At 61.9% G+C, this 12,932-nt stretch carries 10 protein-coding genes and 1 riboswitch; of the genes, 9 read left to right on the forward strand and 1 reads right to left on the reverse strand.

What is annotated here, in order from left to right:
* Positions 1–11 precede the first annotated feature (11 nt).
* The 4 genes from ileS to ndk are packed head-to-tail and all read left to right on the forward strand — an operon-like array spanning position 12 to position 5,613.
* On the forward strand, positions 12–3,332 hold the full coding sequence (gene ileS / locus AC1DD7_RS20230; RefSeq protein WP_477516334.1) for an isoleucine--tRNA ligase: 3,321 nt from the start codon (positions 12–14) through the stop codon (positions 3,330–3,332).
* Between the two features lie 3 nt (positions 3,333–3,335).
* The gene (locus AC1DD7_RS20235) at positions 3,336–4,697 is read left to right on the forward strand and encodes a bifunctional folylpolyglutamate synthase/dihydrofolate synthase (protein WP_477516335.1); all 1,362 of its coding nucleotides are present in this window, start codon (positions 3,336–3,338) and stop codon (positions 4,695–4,697) included.
* 2 nt (positions 4,698–4,699) lie between these two features.
* Positions 4,700–5,152, forward strand: a complete 453-nt coding sequence (locus AC1DD7_RS20240) for a DUF4233 domain-containing protein (RefSeq protein ID WP_477516336.1) — start codon at positions 4,700–4,702, stop codon at positions 5,150–5,152.
* Positions 5,153–5,193: 41 nt separating this feature from the next.
* Positions 5,194–5,613: a nucleoside-diphosphate kinase gene (ndk, locus tag AC1DD7_RS20245; protein ID WP_431115458.1), complete on the forward strand. Its 420-nt coding sequence runs from the start codon at positions 5,194–5,196 to the stop codon at positions 5,611–5,613.
* 78 nt (positions 5,614–5,691) lie between these two features.
* On the opposite strand, the gene AC1DD7_RS20250 is transcribed toward ndk, so the two are convergent.
* On the reverse strand, positions 5,692–6,411 hold the full coding sequence (locus tag AC1DD7_RS20250; protein WP_431115457.1) for a vitamin K epoxide reductase family protein: 720 nt from the start codon (positions 6,409–6,411) through the stop codon (positions 5,692–5,694).
* 228 nt (positions 6,412–6,639) lie between these two features.
* Between AC1DD7_RS20250 and AC1DD7_RS20255 the strand changes: the two genes are divergently transcribed.
* The 5 genes from AC1DD7_RS20255 to rpmA all read left to right on the forward strand — a co-directional run bounded on the left by AC1DD7_RS20255 (position 6,640) and on the right by rpmA (position 12,852).
* Positions 6,640–6,834: a hypothetical protein gene (locus AC1DD7_RS20255; protein ID WP_431115456.1), complete on the forward strand. Its 195-nt coding sequence runs from the start codon at positions 6,640–6,642 to the stop codon at positions 6,832–6,834.
* Between the two features lie 56 nt (positions 6,835–6,890).
* Positions 6,891–10,076, forward strand: coding sequence for an Rne/Rng family ribonuclease (locus AC1DD7_RS20260; protein ID WP_477516337.1), 3,186 nt, complete (start codon positions 6,891–6,893; stop codon positions 10,074–10,076).
* Positions 10,077–10,201: 125 nt separating this feature from the next.
* Positions 10,202–10,300, forward strand: a riboswitch (TPP riboswitch).
* A complete protein-coding gene (locus AC1DD7_RS20265) occupies positions 10,292–11,842 on the forward strand; it encodes a bifunctional hydroxymethylpyrimidine kinase/phosphomethylpyrimidine kinase (RefSeq protein WP_477516338.1) in 1,551 nt (516 codons plus the stop codon). It overlaps the preceding riboswitch by 9 nt.
* Before the next feature lie 378 nt (positions 11,843–12,220).
* Positions 12,221–12,529: a 50S ribosomal protein L21 gene (gene rplU / locus AC1DD7_RS20270; RefSeq protein WP_477516370.1), complete on the forward strand. Its 309-nt coding sequence runs from the start codon at positions 12,221–12,223 to the stop codon at positions 12,527–12,529.
* A gap of 59 nt (positions 12,530–12,588) precedes the next feature.
* Positions 12,589–12,852 carry a 50S ribosomal protein L27 gene (gene rpmA / locus AC1DD7_RS20275; protein WP_021470683.1) on the forward strand — a complete coding sequence of 88 codons (264 nt, stop codon included), beginning with the start codon at positions 12,589–12,591 and terminating at the stop codon, positions 12,850–12,852.
* Positions 12,853–12,932 lie beyond the last annotated feature (80 nt).

Below are 12,932 nucleotides of genomic sequence, written 5' to 3' on the forward strand. Positions count from 1 at the left end.
CAGGATATGAGATGACCCACTACCCCAAGGCCTCAGCGTCTCCTTCAGGCACGCAGGGCGTGTCCGCTTCCGTGAAGTTCCCGGAAATCGAAGAGCGCATCCTCAAGTACTGGGATGAAGACGGCACGTTCCAGGCAAGCATCGACCAGCGTGATGCAGGCAAAGACGGCAGCAACGAATTCGTCTTCTACGATGGCCCTCCCTTCGCGAACGGCCTCCCGCACTACGGCCACCTCCTCACGGGTTACGCCAAAGACCTCGTAGGGCGCTACCAAACGCAGCGCGGAAAGCGCGTGGAACGCCGCTTCGGCTGGGACACCCACGGCCTGCCTGCTGAATTGGAAGCCATGAAGCAGCTGGGCATGACAGACAAGACCCAGATCGAAGCCATGGGCATCGATAAATTCAACGACGCCTGCCGCGCCTCCGTGATGAAGTACGCCAACGAATGGAAGGCCTACGTCACCCGCCAGGCCCGCTGGGTGGACTTCGACAACGATTACAAGACACTCAACGTCGAGTACATGGAATCAGTGCTGTGGGCGTTCAAGCAGTTGCATGAGAAGGGCCTCACCTACAACGGGTACCGCGTGCTCCCTTACTGCTGGAAGGACGAGACCCCGCTCTCCAACCACGAACTCCGCATGGACGACGACGTCTACAAGAACCGCCAGGACCAGACCGTCACGGTGACTTTCCCCATCAAGGCGGGCACGTCCGAACTCTCACAGGCGCTCGCAGGCGTCCAGGCCCTTGCCTGGACCACGACGCCCTGGACGCTGCCCACCAACCTGGCGCTCGCCGTCGGGCCTGGCATCGATTACGCCGTCCTGCCCGCCGGTCCGAATGGCGTCAAGGCTGCGTCCGTGGAGGCGCCGGTCACGGGCAGCTTCCTTCTGGCCGCTGAGCTTGTGGGAACCTACGCCAAGGATTTGGGGTACGGAGATGGTGCCGACGGCGTAGCGGCCGCGACTGCCGCCGTCGTGTCAACGCATACAGGCGCCGAGCTGGCGGGCCTTGAGTACGAGCCGCTGTGGAACGACTTCGCCGATGCTGAGAAGTACGGCACCCAAAACGCCTGGCGCTTCCTGGTGGCGGACTACGTCACCACCACGGACGGTACGGGCATCGTGCACCAGGCCCCGGCCTATGGTGAGGATGACCAGAAGGTCTGTGAGGACGCCGGCATCCCCGTTGTCCTTTCCGTGGACGAAGGCGCGAAGTTCCTGCCGTTGTTTGCGCACGGAGAACTGGCCTCCATTGTGGGACTGCAGGTCTTTGATGCGAACAAGCCCATCACCCAGGTCCTCCGCGCGGACGGCCGACTGGTCCGCCAGGCCAGCTACGAGCACAGTTACCCGCACTGCTGGCGTTGCCGGAACCCGCTGATCTACCGGGCCGTATCGTCCTGGTACGTCGAGGTCACCAAGTTCAAGGACCGCATGTCCGAGCTCAATCAGGAGATCAACTGGATCCCGGGCAACGTCAAGGATGGCCAGTTCGGCAAATGGCTGGACAACGCCCGCGACTGGTCCATCAGCCGTAACCGCTACTGGGGTTCGCCGATTCCCGTATGGCAGTCCGATGATCCTGAGTACCCGCGTACGGACGTTTACGGCTCGCTGGCTGACATTGAAGCGGAGTTCGGCCGCCTGCCGGTCAACAACGAAGGACAAGTGGACCTGCACAGGCCCTTCATCGATGAGCTGACGCGCCCCAACCCGGACGACCCCCGTACGCCGGCAGAGGGGCAGTCCACCATGCGCCGCGTCGAAGATGTCCTGGACGTCTGGTTCGACTCCGGGTCCATGCCCTACGGCCAGGTGCACTACCCGTTCCAGAACGAGGAATGGTTCGACACCCACAACCCTGCGGACTTCATCGTGGAGTACATCGGCCAGACCCGCGGCTGGTTCTATATGCTTCACATCCTGTCCACGGCGCTGTTTGACCGTCCCGCTTTCCGCAACGTCATCAGCCATGGCATCGTGTTGGGCTCCGACGGCCAAAAAATGTCCAAGAGTCTGCGGAACTATCCGGACGTCTCCGAGGTCCTGGACCGTGACGGCTCCGACGCCATGCGGTGGTTCCTGATGTCCAGCCCGATCCTTCGCGGCGGCAACCTGGTGGTCACCGAGCAGGGTATCCGCGACGGCGTCCGCCAGGTCATCCTGCCGCTGTGGAATGTTTACAGCTTCTTCACCCTGTACACGAACGCTGCCAACGGCGGCGCTGGGTACGAAGCGAAGCTGCGCTACGACGGCTACTCCGACACGTTGGACCAGTATTTGATGGCCAACACCGGGGACCTCGTCCGCAGCCTGACCGAAAGCCTGGATTCTTACGACATCTCCGGGGCCTGCGATGAACTCCGCAGCTACCTGGACATGCTGACCAACTGGTACGTTCGTCGCAGCCGCCAGCGCTTCTTCGACGAGAACGAAGACGCATTCGATGCCTTGTACACGGCGTTGGAAGCTGTTTGCCGGGTCTCGGCGTCCCTGTTGCCGCTGGTGACCGAGGAGATCTGGCGCGGCCTGACAGGTGGCCGCTCTGTGCACCTGGCTGACTGGCCTGACGCTTCGCTGTTCCCGTCCAACCCGCAACTGGTTGAAGCAATGGACCGCGTGCAGCAGATCTGCTCCACCGGTTCAAGCCTGCGCAAGGCCGCTAACCTGCGGGTCCGCCTGCCGCTCCAGGAACTGACGGTTGTGGCACCTGGTGCAGATGCGCTGGAAGGCTTCGCCGCCGTCGTCGCTGATGAACTGAACCTTCGCTCGGTACGCTTGCTGGACGCTGCTTCGGCTTCGCCGGAGGAATTCGGCATCGAGCAGAAACTGGTGGTCAACGCCCGGGCTGCTGGTCCGCGCCTTGGCAAGAACGTGCAGCAAGCCATCAAGGGGTCCAAGTCCGGTGACTGGTCCGTGAACGATTCCGGCGTCGTGGTGGCTGGGGGACTCGAGCTTGAGCCGCATGAATACAGCCTGGAGACTGTGGTAGGAGAAACGTCCGACGGCGGTGCTGCCGCCCAGAAGGCCGTCTCGGTGCTTCCCGGTGGTGGATTCGTCGTCCTGAACACCGAGGTCACTCCGGAGCTTGCTGCGGAAGGATTGGCCCGGGACATGGTTCGTGCCATCCAGCAAGCACGCAAGGATGCTGGACTGAATGTCAGCGACCGCATCCGCACGTCTGTCCAGGCGCAGCAGGACGTCATTGATGCGCTGGAAGCCAACGCTGAGCTCGTCAAGACTGAGACGCTGTCCCTGGAATTGGAAGTCCTTCTCTCCAGCGCCGAGGAACCGCGCGTCACCGTAGCAAAGGCAGGGGCCTGAATCATGACCGACGAATTCTCAGTGGAAAGCGTGTACGCCGAACTTCTTGGCCGTGCACCTGAAAACAAGATGGAACCCCGGTTGGCGCCGCTTTTCAGGGCCATGGACGTGCTCGGGGAGCCCAACAAGGCTTTCCCGATCATCCACGTCACGGGAACCAACGGCAAGACCTCCACGGCCCGGATGATTGAGGCCGGGCTACGTGCACACGGGTTGAGCACAGGCCGTTACACCAGCCCGCATCTTTCAAAAGTCACCGAGCGCATCAGCATTGATGGTGAGCCCGTATCAGATGCGACGTTTGTTCGGATCTGGGATGAGATCCGGCCCTACCTGGAAATCGTGGACAACGAGCTCATAGCTGAGAACCAGCCCAGGCTTACGTACTTTGAGTGCGTGACAATCCTTGGCTTCGCGATTTTCGCTGACCAGCCGGTAGATGTGGCGGTCGTGGAAGTTGGCCTGGGCGGCATTACGGATGCCACCAACGTGGGCGATGGCCAAGTCTCTGTTATCACGCCCATTTCCCTGGACCACACGGATCTCCTGGGCGACACCACCGAGGACATCGCCTATGAGAAGGCCGGGATCATCAAACCCGGTGGCTTCCTGGTGAGCGCTGCCCAACCGGTGGACGCTGCCCAGGTCCTGTTGGAAAAAGCCCGCGAGGTGGACGTACCGTTCCGCTTCGAGGGCGTTGAATTTGGCGTGGAGTCTCGCAGCGTAGCGGTGGGCGGACAAGTCCTGACGGTCCAAGGCCTCGCAGGTCGCTACGAGGACCTCCTCCTGCCCCTGCATGGTGCCCACCAGGCAGAGAATGCCGCCGTTGCTGTAGCCGCACTGGAAGCGTTCTTCGGTGGCGGAGAGAAAGAGCTCGATATAGATGTCCTGAAGGAAGCCTTCGGCAATGTGACGTCCCCTGGCCGCCTGGAAGTGGTGCGGACAGCCCCCACCATCGTGGTGGATGCCGCCCACAACCCCGAAGGGATCCGGGTCTCTGCGGAGGCCATCCATGAGGCCTTCAGCTTCAGCAAGCTCGTGGTGGTCGTAGGAGTACTCCGGGAGAAGGACGCCGAGGAGATCCTGAAGACCCTGAAGGAACAGCTCGGCGACCTGGCAGAGGAGTTCTGCTTCACCCAGTCCAACTCGCTGCGTGCCGTCCCTGCAGCGGAACTGGCCGAACTCGCCGTCGATCTTGGCTTTGGCGAGGACAACGTCCACATCGCCGAGAAACTTGATGATGCCCTGGAGTGGGCCGTAGAACGAGCCGAGTCCAATGATGACCTTTCCGGCGGCGTCCTGGTCACCGGCTCCATCACCCTGGTGGCTGAGGCACGCATCCTGCTTGGCAAGGAAGGTGCCTGACCGTGGCAAAGCTGACCAAGGCCCAGCGTGAATGGCGCCCCGGCATGCCCAAAAAGCGCCGGTCCACCAAGGTGATGTTCGCATCCACCGTGCTGTTGCTTGAAGCCTTCGTAGCCTTCTTCGGAACGTTGGTGGTATTTGGCTTAAAGCGTGGCGAAGTGGCTCCTGGAATCATCCTGGGCGTGGGCATCACGCTCAGCGTAGTCCTGGTCCTTGCATGTGCCGTGTTGTCCAAGCCCTGGGGAATCGGCCTCGGCTGGGGGCTGCAGCTCCTCCTGATCCTGACCGGGATCGCCGAGCCCATGATGTTCATCGTCGGCGTCCTCTTCGCCATCTGCTGGTGGTACGGAATCCGAACGGGGATGAGGATCGACCGTGAAGTGGCACAGCGGGACCGGGAACAGGCTGAATGGGATGCAACGCATCGTGACGAGGCAGGTCCGGAAACCCCGTAAACTGGCTGGGAAACCCACCCGCCCATCACATTGGAGCAACTGTGAGCATTGAACGGACCCTTGTCCTGATCAAGCCCGACGGCGTCGCCCGCAACCTTAGCGGAAGCATCCTCGCCCGGATCGAAGCCAAGGGCTACGCCTTGGCTGAGCTGAAGAAGGTCAACGCGACCCGCGAGCTGCTGGAGCAGCACTACGAAGAACACGTGGGCAAGCCGTTCTACGAGCCACTGGTGGAATTCATGCTCAGCGGCCCGGTCATTGCGGCTGTCTTTGAGGGCCACCGCGTGATCGAGGGTTTCCGCTCCTTGGCGGGCACCACTGACCCCACTACTGCGGCACCGGGCACTATCCGCGGCGACTTCGGCCGTGATTGGGGCCTGGCAGTCCAGCAGAACCTCGTCCACGGCTCGGACTCTGTTGACTCCGCCGAGCGTGAGATCAAGATCTGGTTCGCGAACTAACTACGCCTCGCCGAGTTAACAGTTAGGGCCAATGTTCGCCATGAACATTGGCCCTAACTTTTTCCTTAAGGATCTGGCTCAGTAGCCCGAGGTACCCGCGAAGACGTGGATGAAGGCGAAGAAGATCGTGGCGATGACAGCTACGTACAGCAGTGCCACAACGATCCATCCGGAGTCGCCCAGGACCTTGGCCAGTGCAGGCGGGGCTTTGATGACTCCATGGGAGATGTTGCGGATGGTCACCCAGACGAACATGGGGATCATGACTGCCCACACCACCATGCAGAACGGGCACAGCACGTTGATGACATACAGGGCCTGAGACCACAGCCACACAACAAAAGCGAAACCGAGGGTTACGCCTGCCTGCAAGCCCAGCCAGTACCCGCGTGAATACCTTGCCCCGGCCAGGAGTCCCATGGCAGTGGTGATGATCACCGCAAAGGCCACGATCCCGATGAACATGTTGGGGAACCCGAAAACGGAGCTTTGCGGTGTCTGCATCACGGCTCCGCAGGAAACCCACGGATTCACATCGCAGAGCGTGATGTGGTTGGGGTCCTTGAGTACCTCCAGCTTCTCAAGGACCAATGCCCCCGAAGCCAGCCAGCCGATGACGCCGGTGATCAGCAGGAGCCAGGCAAATGGCTTGTCCTGCACGGCCTTGGCCAGGGAATCAGGCAGGGAATTAGGCACATAGTCGGGCCGGGCCGCGCGCTGCAATCCTGGCTCCGTGGTCTTCCCACCCGCAGGGGTGGAGGCTTGATTGGCCAGGTTTCCCCTGGCGGTGCTTGGCATCGCGGACGCAATCCTTTTCGACAATGACCCGGCCAGTCCGGGAACGGCTCTTGTGAGGATTGTAACGCCGGAGGCTGGACGTGGTCCCCAGCTTGTGCAGGCACTTTCCCCACCGTGCGACACAGTCTCCTACGCTTCGAATGTGCAGGGGTGTGAGAGAATGAACATGGCCGGAAGCCGATCCACATTCGGAATCCGGTCCGGTGACTTGTTCCCAAGACCGCCAGCATGAGCAGGGCCTGCCTGGATCACGTGATCCTCGGCTTGCCCGCCATGACAATGGACGGCACCTGGTTGTGGCAGCAGAACAACGGGTTTCAGAGCAAAGCCACCGGCCTTCCAGGGCTGCCGCACCCCAATGATGGTGCGAACCGGAAGGAATACTACCGACTTCTGTCAACGCCTGAGGGTTTTGACAAATAATTGCCCCACTGGGCGCCGGATGTGGCGGCGTCGCTGGGGCAGGAGTGTTGCCACATATGGATAATGACCAGGTTGTAGCCGTTAATGACGAGGCAGCTACCGCGGAAACTGCGGAAGCGCCCAAGAAGACCACCCGGACACGGCGCAAGGCTGCGCCCAAGGCGGTCGAAACAGCCGCTACTGAAGAAGCAGCCGGCGAACCCACCGGTACTGAACCGACCGAAGCAGCTGTCAAGGCGCCGGCGCGCCGTAGCCGCGCGCGCAAGACAACAGTGCCTGCCGAGCCCCTCCCCGGTTTTGACGACCAAGCCGGAGTAGCGTCCCAGCCGGAAACCGATGCCGAACCTGCCCCTGAAAAGCCGGTCCGCCGTCGTCGGACTGCCAAGCCCAAGGACGTTGACGCAACGGCCGCTGAGACGCCTGCAGCCGCTGTGGAAACCACTGAAGAAATCACGACGCCGGACGCCGCGTCCCAGCCTGCGCCGGCCACCCCGGACGCCGTTCCCGCCGAGGAAGAAGCTGAAGCACCCGAGGAGTCCGCCCCCGGTTCAACGTCGTTGTTCCTGGAGCCGGTGTCCATTACGTCCATGATCTTCCAGGCCCCTGACCTCAGCACCGTGGCACGTCCGGCGGTCGAGGAAAAGGCCGAAGAGGCTGAAGAAGAAACTCCGGAAACCGGCTCAACTGACGAGTTGGAGGATTCCAGCAGCCGTCGTCGTCGCCGGAGCCGCGGCCGCCGTGGCCGCCGCGGAACAGAACGGGATGAGACCGAGTCCGAAGACGGCGCCGAGACTGAGGATGAAGAAGATGCTCCGGTAGCGGAAGCGCTCGAAGAGGGCGTCACGTCGCGTCGTCGTCGACGTCGTCGCCGCGGTGACCAGGATCTCGAACTGACGGGCGGCTCTGACGATGACCCCCCCAACACAGTGACCCGTGTCCGCGCGCCCCGCCCGATCACTGAGACGGCCCCGTCGAACCGGGTTACCAGCGTTAAGGGTTCCACCAGGCTTGAGGCCAAGAAGCAGCGCCGCCGCGAATCCCGGGAGACCGGACGCCGCCGCCAGGTGATTACAGAGGCTGAGTTCCTTGCCCGCCGCGAGTCCGTGGACCGCCAGATGATCGTCCGCCAGCGCGACGACAGAATCCAGATCGCGGTCCTTGAAGACGGCGTACTGGCTGAGCACTTTGTGTCCAAGACCCAGCAGGACTCCCTCATTGGCAACGTGTATCTGGGCAAGGTCCAGAATGTTCTGCCATCCATGGAGGCTGCTTTTGTTGACATCGGACGGGGCCGCAATGCGGTGTTGTATGCCGGTGAAGTGAACTGGGACGCAGTGAACCTTGAGGGCCAGCCGCGCCGGATCGAGAATGCGCTGAAGTCCGGTGATTCCGTCCTGGTGCAGGTTACCAAGGACCCCGTTGGCCATAAGGGCGCCCGCCTCACCAGCCAGATTTCCCTGCCGGGCCGCTACCTTGTGTACGTGCCGGGCGGTTCCATGACCGGTATCTCGCGCAAACTGCCCGACGTCGAACGCAACCGCCTCAAGCGCATCCTTAAGGACCGCTTACCGGAGAACGCCGGCGTTATTGTGCGCACAGCCGCTGAAGGTGCATCCGAGGAAGAACTGACGCACGACATCAACCGTCTGCGCGCGCAGTGGGAAGGCATTGAAGGGCAGGCGTCCTCCACCAAGGTGCTGGCTCCGGAGCTGCTCTACGGAGAACCTGACCTCACTATCAAGGTTGTCCGGGATGTCTTCAACGAAGACTTCTCCAAGTTGATCGTTTCCGGCGACGACGCCTGGGACACCATCGAGGCTTACGTCACCTACGTTGCTCCCGATTTGGTGGGCCGCCTTGAGAAGTGGACCAAGGACCAGGACATTTTCGCTGCCTGGCGGATCGACGAACAGATCCACAAGGCGCTGGAACGCAAGGTTTTCCTTCCGTCTGGTGGTTCCCTGGTCATCGACCGCACAGAAGCCATGACCGTGGTGGATGTCAACACGGGTAAGTTCACCGGCAGCGGTGGAAACCTGGAAGAAACCGTCACCAAGAACAACCTTGAAGCGGCCGAGGAAGTGGTTCGCCAGCTTCGCCTGCGCGATATCGGTGGCATCATCGTCATCGACTTCATTGACATGGTCCTCGAATCGAACCGCGACCTGGTGCTCCGCCGAATGGTGGAATGCCTTGGCCGTGACCGCACCAAGCACCAAGTGGCCGAAGTGACGTCGCTGGGCCTGGTGCAGATGACGCGCAAGCGCATGGGAACAGGCCTTCTTGAGGTGTTTGGTGAACAGTGCGAGCACTGTGCCGGGCGTGGTGTCGTCACCCACGATGAGCCCGTGGAACACCGACGCGCCAACGTCGTTGCCGCCGAGCACCACCGTCCGCACGCCGAACCCACCCAACAGCCTGCTGCGCGCACTGATCGCAAGCGTCGCCGCGGCAAGGGTGGGGGACCGGCAATGACCGAAGTTGCCCCTACGGTCCACAGCACGCCTGCCGCCCCCGTGGCTCCGGCAGCCACGGAGTCCGTGGACCCGGCCCGCCAGGCGAAGGCTGAGGCGACCAGGGCAGCTCTTGCCACCATAGCCGCTGCAGCGCATGCCGCCCACTTGCACGATGACGAGGTTCACCGTGCGGAGGAGCTGGCCCGCGCAGCAGGCCAGCAGGGTCATACCGATGAATCCGCCCCTGAAGCTGCAACCGGCGATGCCGGGGTACCGGCTGCACCTGATGCCGCCAGTCATGAGGCTGCGGTCCGGGAAGCACGCTCCACTCCTGTTCTGCGTTTTGGTGGCGAAGAAGTGGCTCTTCCGTTTGTGGAACACCATGAGGAACCACCTGCCGGTAAGCCGGCCATGAGCCTGGACCTGTTGGCCGAGGCATTTTCGCACCTCGGCGCCGCACCGGCTGCTGAGGAAGAGCCGAGGACTTCGGTGTCCGAACCCGCGACTGCTTCCGCCGTTTCCCCGGGCAGCGCTTATGCTGTCACTACCGATGAGCACGATCATTCATCGCGTTCCCGTGGCCGTCGCGGCCGAAGGAACCGCAGTGCCAGCAGGGCGCAGGGTTCCGCAAACGAAACCAGTGTGGAACACCACGATGTAACTGCTGCCGCCGCAGGTGGATCGGCCCATGAAGCCAAGGCGCCGGCAGCGGAAGAGCCTGCCAAAAAGAAGGTAGCTGACGAGCCCATCATCCTTGGGGTGGGAGTTCCTGCTTCCGAGTTGTAGGCACTGACAGGGTCCCGCAGCATCCGTTTACGGCGGATGCTGCGGGACTCTTTTGTTGTTGACAGTCACATCCATTCCCCGAGGCCGTCCGGTTCCCGGGCCGGGGGGCTTCCGGGCTACGCTAGGAAACTGACACGGGGTGCCGGGCGATGGGCCTGGCTGAGATCCAGACCCGTTGAACCTGTCCGGTTAGCACCGGCGAAGGGATGTCCACCATGGCTTCATCGTCGAATTCCGCTGTCTACCCTGTCTACCCCGCTGGTATCGGAGCAGTCCCGGCCCGGCCACATCCGCGGGTGCTCAGCATTGCCGGCTCGGATCCTTCTGGCGGCGCCGGAATCCAGGCAGACCTGAAGAGCATCGCAGCGCACGGCGGCTATGGCATGGCTGCCATCACAGCTTTGACGGCCCAGAACACCCTGGGCGTCAGCGCAGTCCATGTTCCGCCTGTGGAGTTCCTGCGTCAGCAACTGGACGCGATCAGCAGCGATATTGACATTGATGCAGTCAAGATCGGGATGTTGGGTGACGCGGCCGTCATCGACGAAGTCCGTAACTGGCTCGAAGAGGTGCGTCCCGCCGTCGTGGTCCTTGACCCGGTGATGGTGGCCACCAGTGGCGACCGTCTTCTGCGTGAGAGCGCAGAAGCATCTTTGCGCAGCCTCTTGCCGTTGGCGGATCTCATCACGCCAAACCTTCCCGAACTGGCGATGTTGTTGGGTGAGCCCGAAGCCCGGGATTGGGCCACGGCGCTTGACCAAGGCAAGCGACTGGCTGCTGAGTGTGGAACGACGGTTTTGGTGAAGGGCGGCCATTTGGCAGGAAACGACTGTCCGGATGCGCTGGTCAATACGAGTGGCTTGCTTCGGCAGGACGTCATCGAGGTGCCTGGGCCCCGAGTGGATACCAGGAACAGCCACGGAACGGGGTGCTCACTCTCCTCGGCATTGGCCACGGTCCAAGCCCGCAGGGACGATTGGGAGGCATCACTCCGAGAGGTCAAGCCGTGGCTGCTGCAGGCCCTGACGGCGGCCGACCGGCTCGAGGTAGGCAAGGGCAGCGGGCCGGTCCACCACTTCCACCACATGGAGCCGGCGCTGAATCCTGCAGGGAAGTCCGGCGACTTTGCCGCGCGGCTGTGGGCCGAAGCTGCACCGGAATTGGACGCAATCTACGGCCTCGGCTTCATTCAGGGCCTGCAGTCCGGGCGTCTTCCGGAGCCCCACTTCAACTATTACCTCGCCCAGGATGCCATCTACCTGAACGGCTACTCCCGGGTTTTGGCGCGCGCAGGTGCACTTGCCCCCACTGAAGAAGAGCAGCTCTTCTGGGCAAAGTCATCGCAACTCTGCCTTGAAGTGGAGTCCGAGCTCCACCGGGACTGGCTGAGCACGCGTCCGGCTTCGACAGAGACCGGACCCGTGACAAGGTCGTACGTGGACCATCTACTGGCGACGTCGGCTTCGGGCAGTTACGCCGTTTTGCTGGCGGCAATCCTGCCCTGCTACTGGCTGTACGCGGAGGTAGGGCAGCAACTTCACGCGGCGTATATCCAAGCAGGCGCTCCCAGCGACCACCCTTACGCCGCATGGTTGAAGACGTACGCGGATGAAGAGTTTGCTGCCGCAACCCGGAAGGCGATCGACTTTACCGATGCTGCGGCAGTTGGCGCCACTGTGCAGGAACGCAAGGCCATGGTTGACGCCTTCGCCCAGTCCTGCCGCTACGAAACTGCCTTCTTTGATGCCCCCAGGCTCTTCGCCTGAGCAGGGCTTCCGAGCTTGCCGCGTGGAACAAATTCACAAAGCTCCAGCGCGTCGCGGGCCAAACCGCAGTATCCCCGCGCAAATCCTGTAGGCTGTATGGGCACGGTGCCGGGAGAGTCCGTTACAACTGGTGACGCAAGTCACCCGATAGCCTCCGGACCCGGCCTCATTTGCAGCTGAAGGTCAAACTAGCGTAATCTTGATCTTCGGTGCTTACGCCAACACTTGGGTTATGCCCCTTGGAATTGTTCATGGGATGACTCGCGGGCTTCGATCTGAAGTCCACGGCGTTGAGGCACAGCGCGAACCAAGCCTGATTCCGGTTCAAGGTTCCGCACGCAAATTTAGTAAGAAACGTCGAGAGAAGTGAGTACCCAAGTGGTGTACGCGATTGTCCGCGCAGGCGGCCGCCAAGAAAAAGTTTCCGTTGGAGACTACGTAACGCTTAACCGCGTCCCCGGTGGAGCCGGCAGCACGCTTGAGCTGCCCGCCTTGCTCCTGGTTGAAGGCGACAAGGTCACGTCCGCTGCCGCGGACCTGGCCAAGGTCACGGTCACGGCTGAGATCCTTGAGGACCTTCGCGGTCCCAAGATCGTCATCCAGAAGTTCAAGAACAAGACCGGCTACAAGAAGCGCCAGGGTCACCGTCAGGAACTGACCAAGATCAAGATCACGAGCATCAAGTAACTTTCGTTACTCTGTTCAGATTTTCAGTTTCCCCAGAAATTTAGAGGCAGGCATTTCACATGGCACACAAAAAAGGCGCGAGCTCCACTCGCAACGGTCGTGACTCCAACGCACAGCGCCTCGGCGTCAAGCGTTTCGGTGGCCAGGTAGTTTCCGCAGGCGAAATCATCGTTCGCCAGCGTGGAACCCACTTCCACCCCGGTGCAGGCGTCGGCCGCGGTGGCGACGACACCCTGTTCGCACTCGAGGCCGGTGCGGTTGAGTTTGGTACTCGCCGCGGCCGTCGCGTAGTGAACATCGTTGCTGCTGCAGCTGCAGAGTAACAACAAGTTCTGAACCGGTGGAGCGGGCCAAACGGCCCGCTCCACCGTTCTTTTAACCGCATTACAATCGATTAGGGCGC

The organism is Paenarthrobacter sp. 10L412, from assembly GCF_056395565.1.